The 25,448-nt window shown below is 65.2% G+C and carries 25 protein-coding genes and 1 tRNA gene; 25 read left to right on the forward strand and 1 reads right to left on the reverse strand.

Annotated features, from left to right (window positions below; genetic code table 11):
• The first annotated feature begins 56 nt into the window (after positions 1-56).
• The 21 genes from EJO71_RS16305 to EJO71_RS16405 all read left to right on the forward strand — a co-directional run bounded on the left by EJO71_RS16305 (position 57) and on the right by EJO71_RS16405 (position 18,487).
• Entirely contained in the window at positions 57-1,055 is a 999-nt protein-coding gene (locus tag EJO71_RS16305; protein ID WP_125950019.1) for an NAD(P)H-quinone oxidoreductase, read from the forward strand.
• On the forward strand, positions 1,049-1,840 hold the full coding sequence (tpiA, locus tag EJO71_RS16310; protein ID WP_125950018.1) for a triose-phosphate isomerase: 792 nt from the start codon (positions 1,049-1,051) through the stop codon (positions 1,838-1,840). The genes EJO71_RS16305 and tpiA overlap by 7 nt, the downstream gene beginning before the upstream one ends.
• Positions 1,841-1,877: 37 nt before the next feature.
• Positions 1,878-2,282: a preprotein translocase subunit SecG gene (gene secG / locus EJO71_RS16315; protein ID WP_125950017.1), complete on the forward strand. Its 405-nt coding sequence runs from the start codon at positions 1,878-1,880 to the stop codon at positions 2,280-2,282.
• Between the two features lie 119 nt (positions 2,283-2,401).
• Positions 2,402-2,486 (forward strand) — tRNA-Leu (locus EJO71_RS16320).
• 67 nt (positions 2,487-2,553) lie between these two features.
• Positions 2,554-2,913, forward strand: coding sequence for an NADH-quinone oxidoreductase subunit A (locus EJO71_RS16325; protein ID WP_012748607.1), 360 nt, complete (start codon positions 2,554-2,556; stop codon positions 2,911-2,913).
• Between the two features lie 15 nt (positions 2,914-2,928).
• Entirely contained in the window at positions 2,929-3,408 is a 480-nt protein-coding gene (locus tag EJO71_RS16330; RefSeq protein WP_007837763.1) for an NADH-quinone oxidoreductase subunit B, read from the forward strand.
• Positions 3,409-3,421: 13 nt separating this feature from the next.
• On the forward strand, positions 3,422-4,033 hold the full coding sequence (locus EJO71_RS16335) for an NADH-quinone oxidoreductase subunit C (protein ID WP_125950016.1): 612 nt from the start codon (positions 3,422-3,424) through the stop codon (positions 4,031-4,033).
• Between the two features lie 5 nt (positions 4,034-4,038).
• Complete coding sequence (locus EJO71_RS16340; protein WP_125950015.1) at positions 4,039-5,292, forward strand: NADH-quinone oxidoreductase subunit D; 1,254 nt, start codon at positions 4,039-4,041, stop codon at positions 5,290-5,292.
• A 10-nt stretch (positions 5,293-5,302) separates the two neighbouring features.
• Entirely contained in the window at positions 5,303-5,857 is a 555-nt protein-coding gene (gene nuoE / locus EJO71_RS16345) for an NADH-quinone oxidoreductase subunit NuoE (protein WP_171022531.1), read from the forward strand.
• Positions 5,857-7,197 carry an NADH-quinone oxidoreductase subunit NuoF gene (gene nuoF / locus EJO71_RS16350; RefSeq protein WP_125950014.1) on the forward strand — a complete coding sequence of 447 codons (1,341 nt, stop codon included), beginning with the start codon at positions 5,857-5,859 and terminating at the stop codon, positions 7,195-7,197. The genes nuoE and nuoF overlap by 1 nt, the downstream gene beginning before the upstream one ends.
• 20 nt (positions 7,198-7,217) lie before the next feature.
• Complete coding sequence (gene nuoG, locus EJO71_RS16355; RefSeq protein ID WP_125950013.1) at positions 7,218-9,389, forward strand: NADH-quinone oxidoreductase subunit NuoG; 2,172 nt, start codon at positions 7,218-7,220, stop codon at positions 9,387-9,389.
• A complete protein-coding gene (gene nuoH / locus EJO71_RS16360; protein WP_125950127.1) occupies positions 9,389-10,465 on the forward strand; it encodes an NADH-quinone oxidoreductase subunit NuoH in 1,077 nt (358 codons plus the stop codon). The genes nuoG and nuoH overlap by 1 nt, the downstream gene beginning before the upstream one ends.
• 17 nt (positions 10,466-10,482) lie before the next feature.
• Positions 10,483-11,004 (forward strand): NADH-quinone oxidoreductase subunit NuoI, encoded by a 522-nt coding sequence (gene nuoI / locus EJO71_RS16365; RefSeq protein ID WP_019653385.1) that lies wholly within the window; start codon positions 10,483-10,485, stop codon positions 11,002-11,004.
• Between the two features lie 38 nt (positions 11,005-11,042).
• Positions 11,043-11,696, forward strand: coding sequence for an NADH-quinone oxidoreductase subunit J (locus EJO71_RS16370; protein ID WP_125950012.1), 654 nt, complete (start codon positions 11,043-11,045; stop codon positions 11,694-11,696).
• On the forward strand, positions 11,693-12,001 hold the full coding sequence (gene nuoK, locus EJO71_RS16375) for an NADH-quinone oxidoreductase subunit NuoK (RefSeq protein ID WP_019653383.1): 309 nt from the start codon (positions 11,693-11,695) through the stop codon (positions 11,999-12,001). Before EJO71_RS16370 ends, nuoK begins: the two co-directional genes overlap by 4 nt.
• 7 nt (positions 12,002-12,008) lie before the next feature.
• Complete coding sequence (gene nuoL / locus EJO71_RS16380) at positions 12,009-14,042, forward strand: NADH-quinone oxidoreductase subunit L (RefSeq protein WP_125950011.1); 2,034 nt, start codon at positions 12,009-12,011, stop codon at positions 14,040-14,042.
• Positions 14,043-14,066: 24 nt separating this feature from the next.
• Positions 14,067-15,545 (forward strand): NADH-quinone oxidoreductase subunit M, encoded by a 1,479-nt coding sequence (locus tag EJO71_RS16385; protein WP_093204825.1) that lies wholly within the window; start codon positions 14,067-14,069, stop codon positions 15,543-15,545.
• 24 nt (positions 15,546-15,569) lie between these two features.
• Positions 15,570-17,057 (forward strand): NADH-quinone oxidoreductase subunit NuoN, encoded by a 1,488-nt coding sequence (gene nuoN / locus EJO71_RS16390; protein ID WP_125950010.1) that lies wholly within the window; start codon positions 15,570-15,572, stop codon positions 17,055-17,057.
• A gap of 15 nt (positions 17,058-17,072) precedes the next feature.
• Positions 17,073-17,378 (forward strand): DUF2818 family protein, encoded by a 306-nt coding sequence (locus tag EJO71_RS16395; RefSeq protein WP_125950009.1) that lies wholly within the window; start codon positions 17,073-17,075, stop codon positions 17,376-17,378.
• Positions 17,379-17,391: 13 nt separating this feature from the next.
• Complete coding sequence (locus tag EJO71_RS16400; protein WP_125950008.1) at positions 17,392-18,006, forward strand: NUDIX hydrolase; 615 nt, start codon at positions 17,392-17,394, stop codon at positions 18,004-18,006.
• A gap of 7 nt (positions 18,007-18,013) precedes the next feature.
• A complete protein-coding gene (locus EJO71_RS16405) occupies positions 18,014-18,487 on the forward strand; it encodes a DUF1178 family protein (protein ID WP_125950007.1) in 474 nt (157 codons plus the stop codon).
• A 19-nt stretch (positions 18,488-18,506) separates the two neighbouring features.
• Here the strand turns inward: EJO71_RS16405 and EJO71_RS16410 are convergent, their stop codons facing one another.
• Positions 18,507-20,291, reverse strand: coding sequence for an ABC transporter transmembrane domain-containing protein (locus EJO71_RS16410; protein WP_125950006.1), 1,785 nt, complete (start codon positions 20,289-20,291; stop codon positions 18,507-18,509).
• 77 nt (positions 20,292-20,368) lie between these two features.
• On the opposite strand from EJO71_RS16410, the gene EJO71_RS16415 reads away from it, so the two are divergent.
• The 4 genes from EJO71_RS16415 to EJO71_RS16430 are packed head-to-tail and all read left to right on the forward strand — an operon-like array spanning position 20,369 to position 25,364.
• Positions 20,369-20,914 (forward strand): MarR family transcriptional regulator, encoded by a 546-nt coding sequence (locus EJO71_RS16415; protein ID WP_125950005.1) that lies wholly within the window; start codon positions 20,369-20,371, stop codon positions 20,912-20,914.
• Complete coding sequence (locus EJO71_RS16420; RefSeq protein ID WP_125950004.1) at positions 20,907-22,382, forward strand: efflux transporter outer membrane subunit; 1,476 nt, start codon at positions 20,907-20,909, stop codon at positions 22,380-22,382. Before EJO71_RS16415 ends, EJO71_RS16420 begins: the two co-directional genes overlap by 8 nt.
• A gap of 46 nt (positions 22,383-22,428) precedes the next feature.
• Entirely contained in the window at positions 22,429-23,751 is a 1,323-nt protein-coding gene (locus EJO71_RS16425; protein WP_125950003.1) for an efflux RND transporter periplasmic adaptor subunit, read from the forward strand.
• Between the two features lie 50 nt (positions 23,752-23,801).
• Positions 23,802-25,364, forward strand: a complete 1,563-nt coding sequence (locus EJO71_RS16430; RefSeq protein WP_125950002.1) for a DHA2 family efflux MFS transporter permease subunit — start codon at positions 23,802-23,804, stop codon at positions 25,362-25,364.
• Positions 25,365-25,448: the final 84 nt, after the last annotated feature.

Genomic DNA, 25,448 nt, shown 5'->3' on the forward strand with positions numbered 1-25,448 from the left:
CTATCTTTTGAACGTCAAGCTTCGCCCCATCTGTGGGCGTTGGAGGCCGAAAGACCATGAAAGCCATTGAAATCACTTCGTACGGCGCCCCCGAGGTGCTGCGCGTCGCGGAGCGTCCCGACCCGGTGGCGGGCGCGGGCGAACTGCTGATCCGCGTTGCGGCAAGTGGTGTCAATCGTCCGGACGTGCTGCAGCGCAAGGGGCATTACCCCGTGCCGCCGGGTGCCTCCGATCTGCCGGGCCTTGAAGTGGCAGGAGAGATCGTTTCGGGCGACGCTGCGGCGCTGGCCGAGGCGGGCTTCAAGGTCGGCGACCGCGTCTGCGCGCTGATCGCCGGTGGCGGCTATGCCGAGCTGTGCGTGGCGCCCGTGGCTCAGTGCCTGCCGGTGCCCAAGGGCTGGAGCGATCTCGAGGCAGCCTCGCTGCCCGAGACCTTCTTCACCGTCTGGAGCAACGTGTTCGAGCGCGGCCGCCTGCAGAAGGGCGAGACGCTGCTGATCCAGGGCGGCTCGAGCGGCATCGGCGTCACGGCGATCCAGATCGCCAAGGCGCTCGGCGCCATCGTGATCGTCACGGCCGGCAGCGACGACAAGTGCGAAGCCTGCCGCAAGCTCGGTGCCGACCACGCCATCAACTACCGCACGAGCGACTTCGTCGAAGAGGCGAAGAAGCTCACCGGTGGCAAGGGCGTGGATGTGGTGCTGGACATGGTTGCCGGCGACTACGTGGCGCGCGAGGTCGAGTGCCTGGCCGAGGATGGCCGTCTGGTCATCATCGCGGTGCAGGGCGGTGTGAAGAGCGAGATCAATGCGGGCCTCGTGCTGCGCAGGCGGCTCACCATCACCGGCTCGACGTTGCGTCCACGGCCCGTGGCGTTCAAGGGCGCCATTGCCAAGGCCTTGCGCGAGAAGGTGTGGCCGCTGCTGGAAAGCGGTGCGATCAAGCCCGTGATCCACAGTACTTTTGCTGCAGCGGGTGAGCCAAGCGGCGCGGCCCAGGCCCATGCGCTGATGGAATCGAACCAGCACATCGGCAAGATCGTGCTGACATGGTGAGTGACGAAAAGAAGAACGCGATGACAACCAAGAAGAAGCTGATCGCCGGCAACTGGAAGATGAACGGCAGCCTTGCTGCCAACGAAGCGCTGGTGAAGGCCCTGCAGCAGGGGCTGGCTGCAAGCCCGGCGGCTTGCGACGTGGCGCTGTGTGCGCCTGCGCCGTACTTTGCACAACTGCAATCGCTGCTGGCGGGCTCGTCTTCGCTGGCTCTCGGTGCGCAGGACATTTCGGCGCATCCGCAGGGTGCATTCACTGGTGAGCAATCGGCTGCGATGCTGAAGGACTTCGGTGTGCGCTATGCCATCGTCGGTCACTCCGAGCGTCGGCAGTACCACGGCGAGACCGATGAAGCGGTCGCGGCCAAGACGGCTGCAGCGCTGGCCAACGGCATCACGCCGATCGTCTGTGTCGGCGAAACGCTGGCGCAGCGCGAAGCAGGGCAGACCGAAGAAGTCGTCAAGCGCCAGCTGGCTGCGGTCATTCATGTGAATGGCCATTGCATCAGCGAGATCGTTGTGGCCTACGAGCCCGTCTGGGCCATCGGCACGGGCAAGACGGCAACGCCGGAGCAGGCGCAAGCGGTGCATGCGGTGCTGCGTGCGCAGCTGCATCACGCGGCGAGCGAGCATGCCGCCGGCATCAAGATTCTTTATGGCGGCAGCATGAACGCGGCCAATGCCGCCGAGCTGCTGGCGCAGGCCGACATCGATGGCGGCCTCATTGGTGGTGCGTCGCTCAAGGCCCCCGACTTTCTGCAGATCATTTCCGCCGCTGCGCGCTGAACGCGCAACGGCTGTATCAAATTAGGAGTAAGAACGAATGAACCTGGTCCTCAATCTTCTGGTCGGCGTGCAGATGCTGGCAGCCCTCGCGATGATCGGCCTCATCCTGATCCAGCACGGCAAGGGTGCCGACATGGGCGCGGCCTTCGGCAGCGGTAGTGCAGGCAGCCTGTTCGGTGCAAGCGGCAGTGCCAACTTCCTCTCGCGCACCACGGCTGTGCTCGCCGCAGTGTTCTTCGCATGCACGCTGCTGCTGGCCTACTTCAGCCATGCACGTCCTGCGGGCGGCGGCAGCCTTCTGGAGCGTGCCGCGGTGGGTGCGCCGGCAGCGCCGGCTTCTTCTGGTGCAGCAGGCGAAATTCCTGGTGCAGCGGCTCCCAGCGCGCCTGCTTCGGCTCCTGCAGCCCCTGTTTCGGCTCCGGGCCAGATTCCGAGCAAGTAATCAACTCGTTTTCATGAGTTGCCCGTGAGAAATGGCTCCATTTCAGGGTAAACTCTAAATCTGTTCGGAAAGCCAAATTCCTCTTGCAGGTACCTCATGCCATCCGAACAGAAAAAACCGCGGTCGTGGTGAAATTGGTAGACACGCTATCTTGAGGGGGTAGTGGCGAAAGCTGTGCGAGTTCGAGTCTCGCCGACCGCACCAAATCTCATCGGCAGAAAACCTCATCCAGAGGTTCTTCTTGCCGGTGGCAAGCGGTGAAAAACTCTCGATGAATCTCGACTCCTACCTCCCCGTCCTTTTGTTCATTCTGGTCGGAGTCGGCGTAGGCGTCGCCCCTCAGGTCATCGGATACATTCTCGGCCCCAACAGGCCCGACGCCGCAAAGAACGCTCCCTACGAGTGTGGCTTTGAAGCCTTCGAGGATGCGCGCATGAAGTTCGACGTGCGCTATTACCTCGTCGCGATTCTCTTCATCCTGTTCGATCTCGAAATTGCCTTTCTCTTTCCGTGGGCCATTGCGCTCAAGGAGATTGGTGCTGTCGGCTTCTGGGCCATGATGATCTTTCTCGCCATCCTCGTCGTGGGCTTCGCCTACGAGTGGAAAAAAGGCGCGCTCGACTGGGAATGACAAGGAAGAAACACGATGGCCATTGAAGGCGTTCTCAAGGAAGGCTTCGTCACCACGACCTATGACTCGGTCGTCAATTGGGCGAAGACTGGTTCTCTCTGGCCGATGACTTTCGGCCTCGCATGCTGTGCGGTGGAGATGATGCATGCGGGCGCTGCCCGCTACGACATCGACCGCTTCGGCATGCTGTTCCGTCCCAGCCCGCGTCAGTCCGATCTGATGATCGTGGCCGGTACGCTGTGCAACAAGATGGCTCCGGCCCTGCGCAAGGTCTACGACCAGATGCCCGAGCCGCGCTGGGTTCTCTCGATGGGTTCGTGCGCGAATGGTGGTGGCTATTACCACTACAGCTATTCGGTCGTGCGCGGCTGCGACCGCATTGTGCCGGTCGACGTCTACGTTCCGGGTTGCCCGCCCACCGCCGAGGCCTTGCTCTATGGCGTGATCCAGTTGCAGCAGAAGATTCGCCGCACCAACACCATTGCCCGCGCCTGAGGGATTGCCGACGATGACTGACTTTGCAATTTCGCCGGAGGTGCTGCGCGCCACCATTGCCGAGACGCTCGGTGCCAAGGCCAGGAGCGTGACCGTTGCCCTGGAAGAGGTGACTGTCGTGGTTGGCGCTGCTGACTACATCGAGGCAGCGCTGCTGTTGCGTGACGCGCCCGGTTGCCGTTTCGAGCAGCTGATCGATCTCTGCGGCATGGATTATTCCGACTACCGCGAAGGCGAGTGGCAGGGCGATCGCTATGGTGTCGTCTCGCACCTGCTGTCGGTGAGTCTGAATCAGCGCGTGCGCCTCAAGGTGTTCGCGCCGAGCGACGACTTCCCTGTGGTCGAATCGCTGCAGCCCGTCTGGAATGCCGCCACCTGGTTCGAGCGCGAAGCCTTCGATCTCTATGGCATCGTGTTCGAGGGTCACGATGACCTGCGCCGCATCCTGACCGACTACGGCTTCATCGGCCACCCGTTCCGCAAGGACTTCCCGGTGTCGGGTCATGTCGAAATGCGGTACGACGAAGAGCAGAAGCGTGTCGTCTACCAGCCGGTATCGATCGAGCCGCGAGAAATCACCCCGCGCGTGATCCGCGAAGACAACTACGGCGGCGGTTTGCACTGACAGATATGGCCGAAATCAAGAACTACACACTCAACTTCGGTCCCCAGCACCCTGCAGCGCACGGTGTGTTGCGCCTGGTGCTCGAGCTGGACGGCGAAGTGATCCAGCGCGCCGATCCCCACATCGGCCTGCTGCACCGCGCGACCGAGAAGCTCGCCGAATCGCGCACCTTCATCCAGTCGCTGCCGTACATGGACCGCCTCGACTACGTGTCGATGATGAGCAACGAGCACGCCTACTGTCTCGCCATCGAGCGGATGATGGGCCTCGAAGTGCCGATTCGCGCGCAGTACATCCGCGTGATGTTCGCCGAGATCACCCGCCTGCTGAACCACCTGCTGTGGCTCGGCGCGCACGGTCTGGACTGCGGCGCGATGAACATGCTCATCTACTGCTTCCGCGAGCGCGAAGACCTGTTCGACATGTACGAGGCCGTGTCCGGTGCGCGCATGCATGCGGCGTACTTTCGTCCGGGCGGCGTGTACCGCGACCTGCCTGACGCGATGCCGCAGTACAAGGTCAGCAAGATCAAGAACGCGAAGGCCATCGAGAAGCTCAACGAGAACCGCCAGGGCTCGCTGCTCGACTTCGTCGACGACTTCTGCAAGCGCTTCCCGAAGATGGTCGACGAATACGAGACGCTGCTCACCGACAACCGCATCTGGAAGCAGCGCACTGTGGGCATCGGCGTGGTCACGCCGGAGCGTGCGTTGAACCTCGGCTTCACGGGCCCCATGCTGCGTGGCTCGGGCATCGAATGGGATCTGCGCAAGAAGCAGCCCTACGATGTCTACGGCCAGATGCAGTTCGACGTGCCCGTCGGCAAGACGGGCGACTGCTACGACCGCTACCTGGTTCGCGTGGAAGAAATGCGCCAGGCCAACCGGATCATCCAGCAGTGCTCGGCCTGGCTGCGCGCCAACCCCGGTCCTGTCATCACCGACAACCACAAGGTGGCCGCGCCTGCGCGCGAATCGATGAAGGCGAACATGGAGGAGCTGATCCACCATTTCAAGCTCTTCACCGAAGGCTTCCACGTGCCCGAAGGCGAGGCGTATGCCGCCGTCGAGCATCCGAAGGGCGAGTTCGGCATCTATCTCGTGAGCGACGGCGCCAACAAGCCGTACCGCCTGAAGATCCGCGCCCCTGGTTTCCCGCACCTCGCCGCCCTCGACGAAATGTCGCGCGGTCACATGATCGCCGACGCTGTCGCGGTGATCGGCACGATGGACATCGTGTTCGGCGAGATCGACAGGTGAGAAAGAGCGAATGACTTCCTCGACCCACCATCACTCGGCGCCTTCGGCGCCTTCTTCCCCTTTGAAGCCTGCGATCCTCGAGCGCTTTGCGCGCGAGGTGGCCAAGTACCCCGAAGCAGGCAAGCAGTCTGCCGTGATGGCCTGCCTTGCCATCGTCCAGCAGGACGAGGGCTACGTCAGCCTGCAGCGCGAACGCGAGATCGCCGAGTACCTCGGCATGGCGCCCATCGCCGTGCATGAAGTGACGACCTTCTACAACATGTACAACCAGCACCCGGTGGGCAAGTTCAAGCTCAACGTGTGCACCAACCTGCCTTGCCAGCTGCGCGACGGCGTCACCGCCCTAGTGCACCTCGAGAAGAAGCTCGGCATCAAGATGGGCGAGACCACCGCTGACGGCGTGTTCACGCTGCAGCAGAGCGAATGCCTCGGCGCCTGCGCCGATTCGCCCGTGATGCTGGTCAACGACCGCACCATGTGCAGTTTCATGAGCAAAGAGAAGCTCGACCAGCTCATCGACGGCCTGCGCGGCGCCGTGCCGGCTACCAAGGGGGAGGCTTCCTGATGTCACCCGAGCAAGTTCTCCAGCAGTTCCAGGCGACTGGCGTCCAGACCTGCTTCCACGACCGCCACATCGAGCCGCAGATCTATGCGGGCCTCAATGGCACCAACTGGCGCCTGGCCGACTACGAAGCGCGCGGTGGCTATCAGGCCCTGCGCAAGATCCTCACCGAGGGTCTGACGCCCGACCAGGTGATCGCCGAAGTGAAGGCCTCGGGCCTGCGCGGCCGTGGCGGCGCGGGTTTCCCGACCGGCCTGAAGTGGAGCTTCATGCCCCGCCAGTTCCCGGGCCAGAAGTACCTCGTCTGCAATTCGGACGAAGGCGAGCCGGGTACCTGCAAGGACCGCGACATCCTGCAGTTCAACCCGCACATCGTGATCGAAGGCATGGCCATCGCCGCTTACGCGATGGGCATCAGCGTTGGCTACAACTACATCCACGGCGAGATCTTTCAGACCTACGACCGCTTCGAGGAAGCTCTCGAAGAAGCACGCGCCGCCGGCTACCTCGGTGACAAGATCATGGGTAGCACGTACAACTTCCAGTTGCACGCGGCCCACGGCTTCGGCGCCTACATCTGCGGCGAGGAAACCGCACTGCTCGAATCGCTGGAAGGCAAGAAGGGCCAGCCGCGCTTCAAGCCGCCGTTCCCCGCGAGCTTCGGCCTGTACGGCAAGCCGACCACCATCAACAACACCGAGACCTTCGCGGCGGTGCCCTGGATCATCCGCAACGGCGGCCAGGCCTACCTCGAGTGCGGCAAGCCGAACAACGGCGGCACCAAGATCTACTCGGTGAGCGGTGACGTCGAGATGCCCGGCAACTACGAGATCCCGATGGGCACCCCTTTCTCCAAGCTCCTCGAGCTGGCCGGCGGCGTGCGCAAGGGCCGTACGTTGAAGGCGGTGATTCCCGGCGGCTCGTCGGCGCCGGTGCTGCCCGCGTCGATCATGATGGACTGCACGATGGACTACGACTCCATCTCCAAGGCCGGCTCGATGCTCGGCTCGGGCGCGGTGATCGTCATGGACGACAGCCGCTCGATGGTCGAGTCGCTCAAGCGCCTCTCGTATTTCTACATGCACGAATCCTGCGGCCAGTGCACGCCGTGCCGCGAAGGCACGGGCTGGCTCTACCGCGTGGTGGACCGTATCCACAACGGGCAGGGCAAGCCCAGCGACATGCAGCTGCTGGACTCCGTCGCCGGCGACATCATGGGCCGCACGATCTGCGCGCTCGGCGATGCCGCGGCCATGCCCGTGCGCGCCATGATCAAGCACTTCCGTCACGAGTTCGAGGCCCTGATCCCGGGCCACGTTCCGACGGCGCCCGTCAAGGCCTGAGCGCGAGAAGAAACATACTCATGATCGAAATCGAACTCGACGGCAAGAAGGTCGAAGTGACCGAAGGCAGCATGGTCATGCATGCGGCCGACAAGGCGGGCACGTACATCCCGCACTTCTGCTATCACAAGAAGCTCAGCATCGCGGCCAACTGCCGCATGTGCCTCGTTGACGTGGAAAAGGCGCCCAAGCCGATGCCGGCCTGCGCCACGCCCGTCACGCAGGGCATGATCGTCCGCACCAAGAGCGAAAAGGCCATCAAGGCGCAGCAGTCGGTCATGGAGTTCCTCCTGATCAACCACCCGCTGGATTGCCCGATCTGCGACCAGGGCGGCGAATGCCAGCTGCAGGACCTGGCCGTGGGCTACGGCGGTTCCTCTTCGCGCTACGAAGAGGAAAAGCGCGTCGTCTTCCACAAGGACGTCGGCCCGCTGATCAGCATGGAAGAAATGAGCCGCTGCATCCATTGCACGCGCTGCGTCCGCTTCGGCCAGGAAGTGGCCGGCGTGATGGAGCTCGGCATGTCGAATCGCGGCGAGCACTCCGAAATCGAGACCTTCGTGGGCGACTCGGTCGATTCCGAGCTGTCGGGCAACATGATCGACATCTGCCCGGTCGGCGCGCTCACGAGCAAGCCTTTCCGCTACAGCGCCCGCACCTGGGAACTGTCGCGCCGCAAGTCGGTGAGCCCGCACGACTCCACCGGCGCCAACCTGATCGTCCAGGTCAAGAACAACCGCGTGATGCGCGTGGTGCCGCTCGAGAACGAAGACGTCAACGAATGCTGGATCGCCGACCGCGACCGCTTCTCCTACGAAGCGCTCAACGGCACCGAACGCCTGACGCAGCCCATGCTGAAGCAGGGCGGCCAATGGCAGCAGGTCGACTGGCAGACGGCGCTCGAGTACGTTGCCAACGGCCTGAAGCAGATCAAGGCCGACCATGGCGCGCAGAGCATCGGCACGTTGGTCAGCCCGCACAGTACGCTCGAAGAACTGCAGCTCGCCACCATGCTCACGCGTGAACTCGGCAGCGACAACATCGACTACCGCCTGCGCAACGCCGAATTCACGGCACCCGAAGGCGTGCGCTGGCTCGGCACCTCGATCGCATCGCTCACGCAGGTGCAGCGCGTGCTGGTCGTCGGCTCGAACCTGCGCAAGGAACACCCGCTGTTCGCACAGCGCATCCGCCAGGCCGTGCGCAAGGGCGCCGCGCTGTCGGTGATCACCTCGGCCAGCCTGATGGCTACCCGCGACTCGTGGGCCATCGACGTGGCGCAATCGTCCATCGTCGAAGCCGACCAGTGGATCGAAGCGCTGGCTGCCGTGGCTGCCGCCGTCGGCCAGGCCACCGGCGCAGCCGCACCGCTGGCACCGAAGAACGCGCCGGACGCCGCCGCGCAAGCCATCGCAGCCTCGCTGCTGAGCGGCGAACGCAAGGCCATCCTGCTCGGCAATGCCGCTGCCCACCACGCCCAAGCCGGCAGCCTGCTGGCACTGGCGAACTGGATCGGCGCGCAGACCGGCGCTACCGTCGGCTACCTGACCGAAGCGGCCAACACCGTGGGCGCGCAGATCGTCGGCGCCTTCCCGAAGAACGGCGGCCTCGATGCCGGCCGCATGCTCGCCGCGGGCTCTGGCCTGAAGGCCGTGCTGCTGCTGAACAACGAGCCGGTGTTCGACTCGGCTGCCGGCAAGGCCGCGGCCGATGTCATCGGCAATGCGCAAATGGTCGTCACGCTGAGCCCCTTCAAGGCCAACCTCGAGTTCAGCGACGTGCTGCTCCCGATCGCTCCGTTCACCGAAACGCCCGGTACCTTCGTCAATGCCGAAGGCCGCCTGCAAGGTTTCCATGCCGTCGTGAAGCCCCAAGGCGAAACGCGTCCGGCCTGGAAGGTGCTGCGCGTGCTGGCCAACCTGCTGGGCCTACCGGGCTTCGCGTTCGAATCGACCGCTGAAGTGCTGGCCACCATCGGTGACAAGGGCGCAGTGCCGGCGAATGCGCTGAGCAACGCCACGTCCGCGAACGCCGCTGCTTCGAACGGAGCGGCTGCCGCCCCCGTGGTTGCGAGCATCTACCAGCTCGACTCGATCGTGCGACGCGCACCGTCGCTGCAACTGACCGCTGACGCGCGCAACGCATCGACCGGATCGAACGTGACGGCTCGTGCCGAGGAGGCACTGGCATGATCGTCGACACCATTCATGGCTTTGGCCAGGGCCTGGTGGCCGCAGGCTGGTGGACCGGCCTGGTCTGGCCCGTGGTCTGGACGCTGATCAAGATCATCATCGTCGTGATCCCGCTGATGCTGGCCGTGGCGTACCTCACGCTGTGGGAACGCAAGGCCATCGGCTTCACGCAGATCCGCATTGGCCCGAACCGTATCGGACCGCTGGGCCTGCTCCAGCCGATCGCCGACGCGCTCAAGCTGATGACCAAGGAAATCATTCTTCCGACGGTCGCCAACAAGGGCCTGTTCCTGCTGGGCCCGATCATGACCATCATGCCGGCGCTCGCCGCATGGGCCGTGATTCCGTTCGGGCCCGATGTGGCGCTGGCCAACATCAACGCCGGCCTGCTGTTCGTGATGGCCATTACCTCGCTCGAGGTGTACGGCGTGATCATCGCCGGCTGGGCTTCGAACTCGAAGTACGCCTTCCTGGGCGCGCTGCGCGCCTCGGCGCAGATGGTGAGCTACGAAATCGCGATGGGCTTCTGCTTCGTCGTGGTGCTGATGGTCACCGGCAGCCTGAACATGAGCGAGATCGTCAATGTGCAGGGCAAGGGCATGTTCGCCAACATGGGCGTCGGCTTCCTGTCGTGGAACTGGCTGCCGCTGCTGCCGATCTTCGTCGTCTACTTCATCTCGGGCCTCGCCGAAACCAACCGCCACCCGTTCGACGTGGTGGAAGGCGAGTCCGAAATCGTGGCCGGCCACATGATCGAGTACTCGGGCATGAGCTTCGCGATGTTCTTCCTGGCCGAGTACGCCAACATGTGGCTCGTCTCGATCCTGACCGTGGTGCTGTTCCTCGGCGGATGGCTGCCGCCGTTCGAGTTCCTGAGCTTCATCCCGGGCTGGATCTGGTTGGGCCTCAAGACCTTCTGCGTGGTCACCATGTTCCTGTGGGTGCGCTCGACGTTCCCGCGCTTCCGCTATGACCAGATCATGCGTCTGGGCTGGAAGATCTTCATTCCCGTCACGCTCGTGTGGCTGGTCGTGGTCGGTGGCTGGATGCAGACGCCGTTCAACATCTGGAAATAACAGGAAGCGCCAACATCATGTCTGCTGCGCACACCGCAACACCATCCGCGCCTTTCTCGCTCAAGGACTTCCTGAGCAGCTTCATGCTGTTCGAGTTGTTCAAGGGCCTGGCCATCACCGGCAAGTACGCCTTCGCCCGCAAGATCACGGTGCAGTTCCCCGAAGAGAAGACGCCGCTGTCGCCGCGTTTCCGCGGCCTGCACGCGCTGCGCCGCTATGAAAACGGCGAAGAGCGCTGCATCGCCTGCAAGCTCTGCGAGGCCGTCTGCCCGGCGCTGGCGATCACCATCGAATCGGACGTGCGCGACGACGGCTCGCGCCGCACCACGCGCTACGACATCGACCTGACCAAGTGCATCTTCTGCGGTTTCTGCGAAGAGAGCTGCCCGGTCGACTCGATCGTCGAGACGCATATCTTCGAATACCACGGCGAAAAGCGCGGCGACCTGTACTTCACCAAGGACATGCTGCTGGCCGTGGGCGACCGCTACGAAAAAGAAATCGCGGCGAACAAGGCGGCCGACGCCAAGTACCGCTGATCCAGTTCAGCCCGAAACCCGTACCAATTCGAATTCCAATGGACGTCAAGACCGGTCTGTTCTATCTGTTTGCCGTGGTGCTGCTGTTCGCAGCGTTCCGCGTCATCACCGCCCGCAACCCCGTGTACGCCGCGCTGTACCTGGTTCTGGCCTTCTTCCAGGCATCGGCCATCTGGCTGCTGCTGCGCGCCGAGTTCCTCGCGATCTCGTTGGTGCTGGTGTATGTCGGCGCCGTGATGGTGCTGTTCCTGTTCGTGGTGATGATGCTGGACATCAACGTCGACGGCTTGCGGGAGGGCTTCTGGAAGCACTTTCCGCTGGCGGCAGGCGTCGGTGCGCTGATCGCGCTCGAAATGGCGGCGGTGCTCATGGGCGGATTCCGCCTGGGCGAGGCACCGCGCGCCGCTGCCGGTGCGATGGGGCCCAACACTTCCAATACGCTCGAACTCGGCAAGCTGCTTTACTCCGAATATCTCTACCCGCTGGAAATCGCCGCGGTCATCCTGCTCGTGGCCATCGTGGCCGCCATTGCACTGACGCTGCGTACCCGCAAGGACAGCAAGTACGTCAACCCGGCCGACCAGGTTCGCGTGAAGGCGCGCGACCGCGTGCGCATCGTCCAGATGCCGGCAACGCGTGCCGCCGAACCTGTGGTTGAAGCTGCGGACGCTGCAAAGGAAAACAAGGCATGACGCTCACGCTCGGACATTTTCTTTCGCTCGGCGCGATGCTCTTCGCGCTGTCCGTGATCGGCATCTTCCTGAACCGCAAGAACCTGATCGTCCTGCTGATGGCCATCGAGCTGATGCTGCTGGCCGTCAACATGAACTTCGTGGCCTTCTCGCACTTCCTGGGCGACATGCACGGCCAGATCTTCGTGTTCTTCATCCTGACGGTGGCCGCGGCCGAGTCGGCCATCGGGCTGGCGCTGCTGGTCCTGCTGTTCCGCAACAAGTCGAACATCAACGTCGACGAACTCAACTCGCTCAAGGGTTGACAGCAACATGAGCGCAACCCTTTCCGCATCCACACTGCTGGCCGTGCCGCTGGCACCCCTGGTCGGCGCAGCCCTCGCAGGCGTGTTCGGCACCAAGTTCGGCGGCAATCACATCGGCCGCAAGGTCACGCATTCGCTGACCATCCTCGGCGTGCTGGTCGCCTTCATCATCTCGGCGATGACGCTCAAGAGCGTGGTGGCCGACGGCGCCCGCTTCAACGAAACCATCTATGAATGGATGGTCGTGGGCGGCCTGAAGATGGAAGTCGGCTTCATGGTCGACGGCCTCACCGCCATGATGATGTGCGTCGTGACCTTCGTGTCGCTGATGGTCCATATCTACACCATCGGCTACATGGAAGAGGACGACGGCTACAACCGCTTCTTCGCGTACATCTCGCTGTTCACCTTCTCGATGCTGATGCTCGTCATGAGCAACAACATGCTCCAGCTGTTCTTCGGCTGGGAAGCGGTGGGCCTGGTGTCGTACCTGCTGATCGGCTTCTGGTTCAACAAGCCGACCGCGATCTTCGCGAACATGAAGGCCTTCCTGGTCAACCGCGTGGGCGACTTCGGCTTCATCCTCGGCATCGGCCTGATCGCCGCCTACGCCGGCACGCTGAACTACACCGAGGCGTTTGCCAAGGCGGGCACGCTGGCCGGCATCACCTTCCCGGGCACCGAGTGGATGCTCATCACGGTGATCTGCATCTGCCTGTTCATCGGCGCGATGGGCAAGAGCGCCCAGTTCCCGCTGCACGTGTGGCTGCCCGACTCGATGGAAGGCCCGACCCCCATCTCGGCGCTGATCCACGCGGCAACGATGGTGACGGCCGGCATCTTCATGGTGGCGCGCATGTCGCCGCTGTTCGAGCTGAGCGACACGGCCCTGAGCTTCATCCTCGTGATCGGCGCCATCACCGCGCTCTTCATGGGCTTCCTGGGCATCATCCAGAACGACATCAAGCGCGTGGTCGCGTACTCGACGCTGTCGCAGCTCGGCTACATGACTGTGGCGCTCGGCGCCTCGGCCTACTCGGTCGCCGTGTTCCACCTGATGACGCACGCGTTCTTCAAGGCGTTGCTGTTCCTCGGCGCGGGCTCGGTCATCATCGGCATGCACCACAACCAGGACATCCGCTGGATGGGTGGCGTGCGCAAGTACATGCCCATTACCTGGATCACCTCGCTGCTGGGTTCGCTCGCGCTGATCGGTACGCCGTTCTTCGCCGGCTTCTACTCGAAGGACAGCATCATCGAGGCGGTGCACGAGAGCCACCTGTGGGGCGCGAACTTCGCCTACTACGCGGTGCTGGCCGGCGTGTTCATCACGGCCTTCTATTCGTTCCGCATGTACTTCCTGGTCTTCCATGGCAAGGAACGCTACGACCAGAACCCCGACGCGCATCATGACGACCATCACGGCCACGACGATCACGGCCATGGTCACGACGACCACAAGCCGCATGAGTCCCCCTGGGTCGTCTGGCTGCCGCTGGTGCTGCTGGCCATCCCCTCGGTGGTGATCGGCTTCATGACGATCGAGCCGATGCTGTTCGGCGAGTTCTTCAAGAACGCGATCTTCGTGGACGGTGCAAAGCACCACGCCATGAAGGAACTGGAAGAAGCCTTCCACGGTCCGGTGGCCATGGCCATCCACGGCCTGCAGGCGGCTCCGTTCTGGCTTGCGCTGGCTGGCGTGGTCCTGTCCTGGTACATGTACATGATCAACCCGGCGCTGCCGGCCGCGATCAAGCGCGCCTTCGGCCCGATCTACCGCCTGCTCGAGAACAAGTACTACATGGACTGGTTCAACGAGAACGTCATCGCCCGTGCCACGCGCGCGCTGGGTACCGGCCTGTGGAAGGGCGGCGACCAGGCCTTGATCGACGGTGCCGTGGTGAATGGTTCCTGGAAGATCGTGGGCCGGATCTCGGGTGTGGTGCGCTGGATGCAGTCGGGCTACATCTACCACTACGCCTTCGCGATGCTGCTCGGCATCTTCATCCTGATGACGTACTTCGTCTGGTTCAAACGCTGAGCCTAGCGCTGGAGAAAAAGAAAAATGGGTTTGTTGAGCCTTGCCATCTGGGTGCCGATCGCATTCGGTGCCGTGCTGCTGGCGTTTGGCCGTGACGAGCATGCCAAGGGCGTGCGCTGGGTCGCGCTCGTCGGTGCCATCGTGAGCTTCCTGGTCACGGTGCCGCTGTTCACGCGTTTCCAGAACGGCACCGCCGCGATGCAGTTCGTCGAGAAGACGGGCTGGATCTCGCGCTTCAACGTCAATTACCACCTCGGGATCGACGGCCTGTCGCTCTGGCTGGTGCTGCTGACGTCGTTCATCACGGTCATCGTGGTGATCTCGGCCTGGGAAGTGATCACCGAGCGCGTGAACCAGTACATGGGCGCGTTCCTGATCCTGTCGGGCTTCATGATCGGCGTGTTCGCCGCGCTCGACGGCGTGCTGTTCTACGTGTTCTTCGAAGCCACGCTGATCCCGATGTACCTGATCATCGGTATCTGGGGCGGCCCGAACAAGATCTACGCGGCGTTCAAGTTCTTCCTCTACACCTTGCTCGGCTCGCTGCTGATGCTGGTGGCGCTGATCTACCTGTACAACAAGTCGGGCGGCAGCTTCGACATCCTGTCCTGGCACAAGCTGCCGCTGGGTTCGACCGCGCAGACCTTCCTTTTCTTCGCCTTCTTCGCGGCCTTCGCGGTGAAGGTGCCGATGTGGCCGGTGCACACCTGGCTGCCCGACGTGCACGTCGAGGCGCCCACGGGCGGCTCAGCCGTGCTGGCTGCGATCATGCTGAAGCTGGGCGCCTACGGTTTCCTGCGCTTCTCGATGCCCATCGCGCCCGATGCCTCGCACGAGTGGGCCTGGCTCATGATCGCGCTGTCGCTGATCGCCGTGATCTATGTGGGCCTGGTGGCGCTGGTGCAGCAGGACATGAAGAAGCTGGTGGCCTATTCGTCGGTTGCCCACATGGGCTTCGTGACGCTCGGCTTCTTCATCTTCAACGAGCTCGGCGTGTCCGGCGGCATCGTGCAGATGATTGCGCACGGCTTCGTGTCGGGCGCCATGTTCCTGGGCATCGGCGTGCTGTACGACCGCGTGCACTCGCGCCAGATCGCCGACTACGGCGGCGTAGTGAACACCATGCCCAAGTTCGCCGCGTTCGCGCTGCTGTTCGCCATGGCCAACTGCGGCCTGCCGGGCACCGCCGGTTTCGTGGGCGAGTGGATGGTGATCCTGGGTGCCGTGAAGGCCAATTTCTGGATCGGCCTCGGGGCCGCCACCGCGCTGATTTTCGGCGCGGCCTACACCCTCTGGATGTACAAGCGCGTGTATCTGGGCCCGGTCGGCAACGACCACGTGAAGGAACTCAGCGACATCAACTCCCGCGAGTTCCTGATGCTGGCACTGCTGGCCATCGCCGTGCTGTGGATGGGCCTGTTCCCGAAGCCGTTCACCGACGCGATGGACGCCTCCGTGACCGAGCTCCTGCGCCACGTGGCAGTTTCCAAGCTGCCCTCCTGATGCCACGCTGAAGAAGAGAACGAGATGATTGACAAACTCAGCTGGGTCACGATCTACCCCGAAATCGTGTTGCTGGTCATGGCCTGCATCATTGCGCTGGTCGACCTGTCGGACACGAGCCCGCGCCGTACCCGTACCTATGTGCTCACGCTGCTCACGCTGGCGGTGGTCGCCGTGCTGTCGGGCCTGCAGGCCTCCGCCGGCAAGACCATCTACGGCTTCGGCGGCATGGTCGTCAGCGACCCGATGGGCAACTGGCTCAAATGCTTCGCCACCGTCGCCCTGATGGTCACGCTGGTCTATGGCCGCCCCTATGCGGCCGACCGCGAGATGCTGCGCGGCGGCGAGTTGTTCACCATCAGCATGTTCGCGCTGCTGGGCATGTTCGTGATGATCTCGGGCAGCAACTTCCTGCTGATCTACCTGGGCCTCGAACTGCTCACGCTGTCGAGCTACGCGCTGGTGGCGCTGCGCCGCGACAACGCGGTGGCCAGCGAAGCCGCCATGAAGTACTTCGTGCTCGGCGCCATGGCCAGCGGCTTCCTGCTGTATGGCCTGTCGATGATGTACGGTGCGACCGGCTCGCTCGACGTGAACGATGTGTTCAAGACCATCGCAAGCGGCAAGGTGAACCACCAGGTGCTGGTGTTCGGCCTCGTGTTCATCGTCGCCGGCCTGGCCTTCAAGGTGGGCGCTGCGCCGTTCCACATGTGGGTGCCCGACGTCTACCAGGGCGCACCGACTGCGATCACGCTGCTGATCGGCGCGGCGCCCGAGCTGGCTGCCTTCGCGATCATCATCCGCCTGCTGGTCGACGCGCTGCAGCCGCTGGCCATCGACTGGCAGCAGATGCTCGCCGTGCTGGCCATCGCCTCGCTGCTGGTCGGTAACCTGGCCGCCATCGCGCAGAGCAACCTGAAGCGCATGCTGGCCTACTCGACGATCTCCCAGATGGGCTTCATGCTCCTCGGCCTGGTCGCCGGCTCGGATCAGCAGGGCACCTACAACGCCCAGTACGCCTACAGCGCCGCGATGTTCTACATCGTGACCTACGTGCTGACCACGCTGGCGAGCTTCGGCATCATCCTGCTGCTTGCGCGCGAAGGCTTCGAGAGCGAGGAGATCACAGATCTGGCCGGCCTGAACCAGCGCAGCCCGCTGTACGCCGGTGTCATGTCGATCGCGATGTTCTCGCTGGCCGGCTTGCCGCCGCTCGTCGGCTTCTACGCGAAGCTGGCCGTGCTTCAGGCGCTGATCGCCTCGGGCCACGCCATCTACATCGGCCTGGCCGTGTTCGCGGTGATGATGTCGCTGATCGGCGCGTTCTACTACCTGCGCGTGGTCAAGGTCATGTACTTCGACGCGCCCGTCACGGCCACCACCGTGTCGGCACCGCGTGACGTGCGCACCGTGCTCACGATCAACGGCGCGCTGATCCTGATCCTGGGCATCGTGCCCGGCGGCCTGATGACGCTCTGCTACGACGCGATCGTGGCAACCCTGGCCCACTGACGCGGCCGACCTCGGGTGTCGCAAACCGCGTCGGTCTGGGTCGTTCTGCTGGTGGCCCTCGTGGCCGCCAATCTGCCGTTCTTCAACGACCGCCTGTTCGGCGTCGTGCCGTTGCCGACAATCCCCAAGTCGCTCGCGGTGCGCCTCGCCGAACTGGTGGTCTTGTACTTTCTGGCCGGCGGCGTCGGACTGCTGTTCGAGCGCAGGGCAGGGCAGATTGCCGCGCAGGGCTGGGAGTTCTACGCGGTGACCGGTTCGCTGTTCATCGTGCTGGCCTTTCCGGGATTCACCTGGCGCTACCTGATGAAGCACAGGCACTGAAGACGACGACCCCATGACTACCAAGCCCGCCGACACCACCGATTCGCATCTGAAGGAAGAGCTCCTGAGCCGCGAGGAGCTGTTCGAGGGCAAGTTCCTGAAGGCCCGGCGCGACACTATCCGGCTGCCCGACGGTCACAGCGCCACGCGCGAGTACGTGCTGCACCCGGGCGCAGTGGTGGTGATTCCGATGCTGGACGACGGCCGCGTGGTGCTTGAGCGGCAGTTCCGTTATCCGGTCGGCCACGTGATGATCGAGTTTCCCGCGGGCAAGCTCGATGCCGGTGAAGACCCGTTCGACTGCGGCAGGCGCGAGCTGATCGAGGAAACGGGCTACACCGCGCGCGAATGGGCCTATGCGGGTGCCATGCACCTCGCGGTGGCGTACTCGACGGAGATCATCCACATCTACTTCGCGCGCGGCCTCTCGCTCGGCGAGCGGCAGCTCGACCATGGCGAGTTCCTCGATGTGTTCACGGCCACGCCCGAAGAGCTGGCCGGCTGGTGCCGCGACGGCAAGGTCACCGACGCCAAGACCCTGACCTGCACGCTCTGGCTGCAGAACGTCCTTTCGGGCGCATGGGCACTGGATTGGCAGGCCGCGCCCGCCCAAGGCAGCGCGGGATAATCCGCGCATGAAGGTTCTCGATCTACGCTGCACCCACGGCCACGGCTTCGAGGGCTGGTTCGCGTCCAGCGAGGACTTCGAGACCCAGCTGGCGGCTGGCCTGGTCGAATGCCCGGTCTGCGGCGACACCGGCATCGTCAAGCTGCTGAGCGCGCCGCGCCTCAATCTGGGAAACGCCAAGGCGCCGCAGGAGACGACGGCTGCACCTGCTGTGGCCGCCGCTTCGGCTGCTGCTTCCAATGTTCCCGCCGAGCTTTCGCCCGAGGCCCGCTGGATGCGCGCCGTGCGCGAGGTGCTGGCAAAGACCGAAGACGTCGGCGACCGCTTTGCCGACGAAGCCCGGAAGATGCACTACGGCGAAACCCGTGAACGCGGCATTCGCGGACAGGCGACGCCCGAGCAGACCGAAGCGCTGCTCGACGAAGGCATTCCGGTGGTGGCGCTGCCGCTTCCGGCGGCGCTGAAGGAAACCCTGCAGTAGTCCGGCCCGGCCTGCCTGTTCAGGCCGTGAACTGGAGCGCGGCCAGCCGCGCGTACACGCCACCCTGCGCGACCAGCGCCGCGTGCGTTCCCTGCTCGACGATCCCGCCGTGGTCCAGCACCACGATGCGGTCGGCTTTCTGCACCGTTGCGAGGCGGTGCGCGATCACCAGCGTGGTCCGGTTCTCCATTGCCGATTCGAGCGCTGCCTGCACCATGCGCTCGCTTTCAGCGTCGAGCGCGCTCGTGGCCTCGTCGAGCAGCAGCAGCGGCGGATTCTTCAGGATCGCGCGTGCGATCGCGATGCGCTGGCGTTGACCGCCCGACAGGCGTACGCCGCGCTCGCCGAGGAAGGTGTCGTAGCCCTCGGGCAGCGCCTGCAGGAAGTCGTGGGCGAAGGCTGCGCGGGCGGCGGCCTGCACTTCTTCTGTTGTCGCCTCGGGGCGGCCGTAGCGGATGTTCTCGAAGGCGCTGGCCGAGAAGATCACCGCGTCCTGCGGCACGAGGCCGATGCGGGTGCGCAGTTCGGGTAGGGCGAGCGAAGCCAGCGGCGCGCCGTCGAGCAGCACGCGTCCCGTTTGCGGGTCGTAGTAGCGCAGCAGCAGCTGGAACACCGTGCTCTTGCCGGCGCCGCTCGAGCCGACCAGCGCCACGGTCTCGCCCGGCGCGACATCGAGGCTGAAGTCGCGCAGTGCCGGCGTGCCCGGCCGGGACGGGTAGTGGAAGGTCAGCGAGTCGAACTTGATGGCGCTGCCCGCGACGGGAACGGGCGCGACCACCGGATTCGAAGGTGAAAAGATGGCTGAGGGCGCATGCAGCAGCTCCATCAGCCGCTCGGTCGCGCCCGCTGCGCGCAACAGGTCGCCGTAAACCTCGCCCAGCACGGCGGTCGCGCTGGCCAGGATGGCGACGTAGACGACGGTCTGGCCCAGGTGGCCGGCCGTGATGTCGCCGCGCAGCACCGCCTGCGTGCCCTGGTAGAGGCCCCACAGCAGCGCCGCCGAGGTCGCGATGATGATGAAGGCCACCAGCACCGACCGCGCCCTGGTCCGGCGCACCGCGGTGCGGAAGGCGTTCTCGGTCGAGCCGCTGAAGCGCGCGGCCTCGCGGCCCTCGGCCGTGTAGCTCTGCACCACCGGAATGGCATTCAGTACTTCCGCGGCGATGGCGCTCGAATCGGCCACGCGATCCTGGCTGGCGCGCGAGAGCTTGCGCACGCGGCGGCCGAACAGCATGCTGGGCAGCACCACCAGCACGAGGATGCCCAGCACCTGCACCATCACGTACGGGTTGGTCCAGATCAGCACGGCCAGGGCGCCCACGCCCATCACCGCATTGCGCAGGCCCATGCTCAGCGAAGAGCCGACGACCGTCTGCACCAGCGTGGTGTCGGCCGTCAGGCGCGACAGCACCTCGCCGGTCTGCGTGGTTTCGAAGAAGGCCGGGCTCTGCTTCAGCACGTGGCCGTAGACCGCGTTGCGGATGTCGGCGGTCACGCGCTCGCCCAGCCAGCTCACCGTATAGAAGCGCGCCGCCGAGAAAACGCCCAGCGCTACCGCCACTGCGAAGAGGGCGCCGAAGTGTTCGCGCAGCGCCATGGTCTGCGCGCCCTTGTCGGAGCTGATGAGGCCGTTGTCAATCAGGCTTCTCAGGGCGATAGGAAAAGCCAGCGTGGTGACCGCCGCCATCACCAGGAAGAGGCCAGCCAGCACGATCTGCACGCGGTACGGGCGAAGAAAAGGGCTCAGGCCCGAGAGTGATCGGGGCGAGCCCTTGGCCATGGAAGACGGTGGGGGAGAAGCCATGCGGGCGATTCTACAGAACCATTGCTACTACAAAGGCAGCCTTGACAATAATTGCCGTGGCAACTAATATTCGACCCATGAGCGATGCCAACACCCCCCAAGCCCCGTCGGCTCCCCGCACCGACGAAGAGGGTCGCGCGCCTGCTGCCAATTTCTACCGGGCAGAAACCTACCGTGCCGAGGAAAGCATCGGTTACCTGATGCGCCGCATCGTCACCGCGGTCGGCCAGTCGGTGGAAACCCGCATGTGCGAGCCCGGCAGCCCCACCTACCCGCAATGGGTGCCTCTTTACAAGCTGCACGTCGGTGCCGCCACCACGGTCGCCGAACTGGCCCGCGCCTGCGAGCTCGACACCGGCGCCATGACGCGCCTTCTCGACCGCCTCGAGGCCAAGGGCCTGTGCCGCCGGGTGCGCTCGCTCGAAGACCGCCGCGTGGTCAACATCGAGCTCACCGACGAAGGCCGTGCCGCCGCCAAGGACGTGCCCTACGTACTGAGCCGCGTGCAGAACGAACACCTCGCCGGCTTCACCGCCGAAGAGTGGGAGCAGCTCAAGGGTTACTTGCGCCGCATCCTCGACAACGCCCAGGCCCTCGTGGCCCGTGGAGATAAAAATGACTGATTCCCTCGCCGTGCGCGCCGTGCGTCGCACTCCCGTCGTGGCCGCCGCATTGCTGGTGGTCGCGCTTGCCGGTTGTGCCGACATGGCCGGCATCGGCTCGCAGGCCAAGCTGCGCGACGCTTCGTCGCTGGGCATCGCGCCCGACAGCGCCGCGGTCCCGGTGTCCCGACTCGACAGCCAGTGGTGGCTCGCCTTCGGCGATTCGCAGCTCAACTCGCTGATCGACCAGGCCGTGGCCGGCAACCCCAACCTGCAGGTCGCGCAGGCCCGCCTCGTGCGCGCGCAGGCGTCGGCCGACATTGCCGGCGCGGCACTCAAGCCGCAGGTCAAGGGCGAGCTCGACCTGAACCGCCAGAAGTTCAACAGCAACTACATCTACCCCGCGCCGCTGGGCGGCTCCATCCAGAACATCGGCCTGCTGCAGCTCGGTGCGAGCTGGGAGCTCGACTTCTTCGGCAAGAACCGCACCGCGCTCGACACCGCCATCGGTGCGGCAAACGCCGCCGCCGCCGATGCCGATGCAGCCCGCGTGCTGCTCGCGAGCAACGTGGCGCGCAGCTACTTCCAGTGGGCCCGCCTGAACGACCAGCTCACCGTCGCCCGGCGCACGCTCGCGCAGCGCGACGAAACGCTGAAGCTGGTGCGCGATCGCGTTTCCGCCGGCCTCGACACCCGCCTCGAACTGCGCCAGAGCGAAGGCGGCCTGCCCGAGGCGCGCCAGCAGATCGAATCGCTCAACGAGCAGGTCGCGCTGCAGCAGCACGCGCTCGATGCGCTCGTCGGCCAGCCGAACGTGTCGGCGTCGCTCAAGCCGCCGGTGCTGGCGGGCGTGAAGCCGATGGCGCTGCAGGCGAACATCCCGGCCGACCTGCTCGGCCGCCGCGCCGACATCGCCGCCGCGCGCTGGCGCGTCGAGGCCGCCACGAGCGACGTGGCCAACGCAAAGACGCTCTTCTATCCCAACGTGAACCTCACGGCCTTCGCCGGCTTCCAGAGCCTGGGCTTCGGCAAGCTGCTGAAGTCGGGCAGCGAGCAGTGGGGCGTGGGCCCGGCCATCAGCTTGCCGATCTTCGAAGGCGGCAAGCTGCGCGCCAACCTGCGCGGCAAGTCGGCCGACCTCGACGTGGCCGTCGAAAGCTACAACGCCACCGTGATCGACGCGGTGCGCGACGCTGCCGACCAGGTCACGAGCGCGCAGTCGATCACCCGCCAGCAGGCCGAGCAGCGCGCCGCGCAGACGGCGGCTGAAGGCGCCTACGACATCGCCGTGCAGCGCTACCGCGCGGGCCTCGGCAACTACCTCAACGTGCTGACCGCCGAAACCTCGGTGCTGGCGCAGCGCCGCCTGGCCGTCGATCTCGCGGCCCGCGCGCTCGACACGCAGGTGGGCCTGGCGCGCGCGCTGGGCGGCGGCTGGCAGCCGCCGGCCACGGCCACCGCATCGGCGCCCCCGGCCACGGTGAACTGAACAGCAGAACTGACTCGACTCTCTCGTCTTCGGAAAGAACTTCATCATGAGCGATAACAACACTCCGACGCCCGCTGCAGCCGCAGCTTCCGCCGCCCCCGAGGCGCCCGCCGGTAACGGCAAGCGCCGCCGCGCACTCACCGCGCTCGCCGCGGTCGTCATCGTCGCCGGCGGCGGCTGGGGCCTCTACGAATGGCTGGTCGCCAGCCACTACGAGGACACCGACAACGCCTACGTGCAGGGCAACGTCATCCAGATCACGCCGCAGATCGGCGGCACCGTGATGGCCATCAACGCCGACGACACCGACTTCGTGAAGGCCGGCCAGCCGTTGGTGCAGCTCGACCCGGCCGACGCCAAGGTGTCGCTCGAGCAGGCCGAGGCCGCGCTCGCGCAGGCCGTGCGCCAGGTGCGCACGCTGTACGCCAACAACGGCTCGCTGGCCGCGCAGGTCACGCTGCGCCAGGCCGACATCGTGAAGGCGCAGAGCGACATCGCCAAGGCCCAGGACGACCTGCAGCGCCGCCGCGCGCTGTCGGGCAACGGCGCCGTGTCGAAGGAAGAACTCAACCACGCCGAGACGCAGCTCGACACGGCCAAGAGCCAGCTCGCCGCGGCGCAGGCCGGCGTGGTCGCCGCGAAGGAAGCGCTGGTCAGCAACCAGTCGCTGACCGAAGGCACCAGCGTGGCCCAGCACCCGAGCGTGCTGGCCGCCGCCGCCAAGGTGCGCGAGGCCTACCTCGCCACGCAGCGCGTGGCCATGCCCGCGCCGGTCGACGGCTACGTCGCCAAGCGCACGGTGCAGCTCGGCCAGCGCGTCTCGGCCGGCACGCCGATGATGTCGATCGTGCCGCTCAACCAGCTGTGGGTCGACGCCAACTTCAAGGAAGTGCAGCTGCGCAACATCCGCATCGACCAGCCCGTGAAGCTCACTGCCGACGTGTACGGCAAGAAGGTCGAGTACACCGGCAAGGTCGCGGGCCTGGGCGTGGGCACCGGCAGTGCGTTCGCGCTGCTGCCCGCGCAGAACGCCACCGGCAACTGGATCAAGGTGGTGCAGCGCGTGCCCGTGCGCATCGCGCTCGACCCCGAGCAGCTCAAGGCCAACCCGCTGCGCATCGGCCTGTCGATGGATGCCGAGATCGACATCTCGCAGAAGACCGGCAAGATGCTCGCCGACGCCCCGCGCGCCACCGCGCTGACGCAGACGCAGGTCTACAGTCAGCTCGACCGCGGCGCCGACGCCGAAGTGGACCGCATCGTCGCGGCCAACCTCGGCCGCACCGCTCCGGCCGCTGCCGCAGTGGCGCCTGCCAAGGCTCCCGCCGCGCCCGGCGCGTCCGTGGCAGTGCAGGGCCAGCCGGGCTGATCGCCCGCGCGTCCTGCCTTCCCCCGTACTCCAGGTAAACAGCTCCGCCCATGGCCACCGCTGCTCCTGCATACGTTGCGCATCCGCCGCTCGAGGGCGCAGCCCGCGTCTGGGGCACGGTTGCGCTGTCTGCGGCAACTTTCATGAACGTGCTCGACTCGTCGATCGCGAACGTGTCGTTGCCCGCCATCTCGGGCGACCTCGGCGTGAGCACCACGCAAGGCACCTGGGTCATCACCAGCTTCGCGGTGGCCAACGCCATCGCGGTGCCGCTCACCGGCTTCATGACGCAGCGCTTCGGACAGGTCCGCCTGTTCATGGCCAGCGTCATCCTGTTCATGATCAGCTCGCTGCTGTGCGGCCTGGCGCCGAACATGACGACGCTGATCGCCTTCCGCGCGCTGCAGGGCTTCGTCGCGGGGCCGATGATCCCGCTGTCGCAGACGCTGCTGCTGTCGAGCTACCCGCGCGCCAAGGCCGGCCTCGCGATGGCCATGTGGTCGATGACCACGCTGGTAGCGCCGGTGATGGGGCCGCTGCTGGGCGGCTGGATCACCGACAACATCTCGTGGCCGTGGATCTTCTACATCAACATCCCCGTGGGCATCGTCGCGGCCGCCATCACCTGGGCGCTGTACCGCAAGCGCGAGAGCGTCACGCACAAGGTGCCCATCGACGCCATCGGCCTCGCGCTGCTGGTGCTGTGGGTAGGCTCGCTGCAGCTGATGCTCGACAAGGGCAAGGAGCTCGACTGGTTCCACTCCGCGCAGATCGTCGGGCTGGCTGTGGTGGCCGTGGTGGGTTTTGCGTTCTTCCTCGTCTGGGAGCTGACCGACAAGCACCCGGTGGTCGACCTGTCGCTCTTCAAGCGCCGCAACTTTTGGTCGGGCGCCGTGGCAACGGCGGTGGCCTACGGCCTGTTCTTCGGCAACGTGGTGCTGCTGCCGCTGTGGCTGCAGCAGTGGATGGGCTACACCGCCACGCAGGCGGGGATGATCATGGCGCCCGTGGGGCTGCTTGCCATCTTCTTCTCGCCGGTGGTGGGGCTCACGGTGGCCAAGATCGACCCGCGCCGCTACGCGACCTTCTCGTTCCTGGTGTTCGCGCTGGTGCTGTGGATGCGGTCGAACTTCAACACGCAGGCCGACTTCGTGACGATCATCATCCCAACGGTCATCCAGGGCATCGCGATGGCGTTCTTCTTCATCCCGCTGGTGACGATCACGCTGTCGGGCCTCACGCCCGACCGCATTCCGGCCGCATCGGGGCTGTCGAACTTCCTGCGGATCACCGCCGGCGCGATGGGAACGTCGATCACGACCACGCTGTGGGACAACCGCGCGACGCTGCATCACACGCAACTGGCCGAGACGATCAACCAGGGCAACAACGCGGCCACGAGCGCGATGGCAGGCCTCGGTGCCAATGGCTTCGGTGCCGACCAGGTACTGGGGCAGCTCAACCGCATCGTCGACCAGCAGGCCTACATGCTGGCCACGAACGACATCTTCTATGCGTCGGCGATCCTGTTCCTGCTGCTGATCCCGCTGGTGTGGCTGGCGCGGCCCCAGAAGGGTGGGGCGGGTGGCGACGCTGCTGCCGGCGCGCACTGATCCCCATCCCGCCATCTCACCATCTCACAACCCCCAGCCTCCGCAAGGAGCCTGGGGGTTTCTTCTTTTCGCTGCCTGTGTCTG

The sequence above is a fragment of the Variovorax sp. 679 genome (assembly GCF_003952185.1).
Taxonomy (GTDB): Bacteria; Pseudomonadota; Gammaproteobacteria; order Burkholderiales; family Burkholderiaceae_C; genus Variovorax.

What these genes read in the sequence shown, in the direction of transcription:
- EJO71_RS16370 (WP_125950012.1), top strand. Translation starts at nt 11,043, where the DNA reads ATGGACGTCAAGACCGGTCTGTTCTATCTGTTTGCCGTGGTGCTGCTG.
- EJO71_RS16405 (WP_125950007.1), top strand. Translation starts at nt 18,014, where the DNA reads ATGAAGGTTCTCGATCTACGCTGCACCCACGGCCACGGCTTCGAGGGC.
- EJO71_RS16410 (WP_125950006.1), bottom strand. Translation starts at nt 20,291, where the DNA reads ATGGCTTCTCCCCCACCGTCTTCCATGGCCAAGGGCTCGCCCCGATCA.
- nuoL (WP_125950011.1), top strand. Translation starts at nt 12,009, where the DNA reads ATGAGCGCAACCCTTTCCGCATCCACACTGCTGGCCGTGCCGCTGGCA.
- tpiA (WP_125950018.1), top strand. Translation starts at nt 1,049, where the DNA reads ATGGTGAGTGACGAAAAGAAGAACGCGATGACAACCAAGAAGAAGCTG.
- nuoE (WP_171022531.1), top strand. Translation starts at nt 5,303, where the DNA reads ATGACTTCCTCGACCCACCATCACTCGGCGCCTTCGGCGCCTTCTTCC.
- EJO71_RS16385 (WP_093204825.1), top strand. Translation starts at nt 14,067, where the DNA reads ATGGGTTTGTTGAGCCTTGCCATCTGGGTGCCGATCGCATTCGGTGCC.
- EJO71_RS16425 (WP_125950003.1), top strand. Translation starts at nt 22,429, where the DNA reads ATGAGCGATAACAACACTCCGACGCCCGCTGCAGCCGCAGCTTCCGCC.
- nuoK (WP_019653383.1), top strand. Translation starts at nt 11,693, where the DNA reads ATGACGCTCACGCTCGGACATTTTCTTTCGCTCGGCGCGATGCTCTTC.
- EJO71_RS16420 (WP_125950004.1), top strand. Translation starts at nt 20,907, where the DNA reads ATGACTGATTCCCTCGCCGTGCGCGCCGTGCGTCGCACTCCCGTCGTG.
- secG (WP_125950017.1), top strand. Translation starts at nt 1,878, where the DNA reads ATGAACCTGGTCCTCAATCTTCTGGTCGGCGTGCAGATGCTGGCAGCC.
- nuoI (WP_019653385.1), top strand. Translation starts at nt 10,483, where the DNA reads ATGTCTGCTGCGCACACCGCAACACCATCCGCGCCTTTCTCGCTCAAG.
- EJO71_RS16400 (WP_125950008.1), top strand. Translation starts at nt 17,392, where the DNA reads ATGACTACCAAGCCCGCCGACACCACCGATTCGCATCTGAAGGAAGAG.
- nuoG (WP_125950013.1), top strand. Translation starts at nt 7,218, where the DNA reads ATGATCGAAATCGAACTCGACGGCAAGAAGGTCGAAGTGACCGAAGGC.
- EJO71_RS16430 (WP_125950002.1), top strand. Translation starts at nt 23,802, where the DNA reads ATGGCCACCGCTGCTCCTGCATACGTTGCGCATCCGCCGCTCGAGGGC.
- EJO71_RS16305 (WP_125950019.1), top strand. Translation starts at nt 57, where the DNA reads ATGAAAGCCATTGAAATCACTTCGTACGGCGCCCCCGAGGTGCTGCGC.
- EJO71_RS16415 (WP_125950005.1), top strand. Translation starts at nt 20,369, where the DNA reads ATGAGCGATGCCAACACCCCCCAAGCCCCGTCGGCTCCCCGCACCGAC.
- nuoN (WP_125950010.1), top strand. Translation starts at nt 15,570, where the DNA reads ATGATTGACAAACTCAGCTGGGTCACGATCTACCCCGAAATCGTGTTG.
- nuoF (WP_125950014.1), top strand. Translation starts at nt 5,857, where the DNA reads ATGTCACCCGAGCAAGTTCTCCAGCAGTTCCAGGCGACTGGCGTCCAG.
- EJO71_RS16325 (WP_012748607.1), top strand. Translation starts at nt 2,554, where the DNA reads ATGAATCTCGACTCCTACCTCCCCGTCCTTTTGTTCATTCTGGTCGGA.
- EJO71_RS16335 (WP_125950016.1), top strand. Translation starts at nt 3,422, where the DNA reads ATGACTGACTTTGCAATTTCGCCGGAGGTGCTGCGCGCCACCATTGCC.
- EJO71_RS16340 (WP_125950015.1), top strand. Translation starts at nt 4,039, where the DNA reads ATGGCCGAAATCAAGAACTACACACTCAACTTCGGTCCCCAGCACCCT.
- EJO71_RS16330 (WP_007837763.1), top strand. Translation starts at nt 2,929, where the DNA reads ATGGCCATTGAAGGCGTTCTCAAGGAAGGCTTCGTCACCACGACCTAT.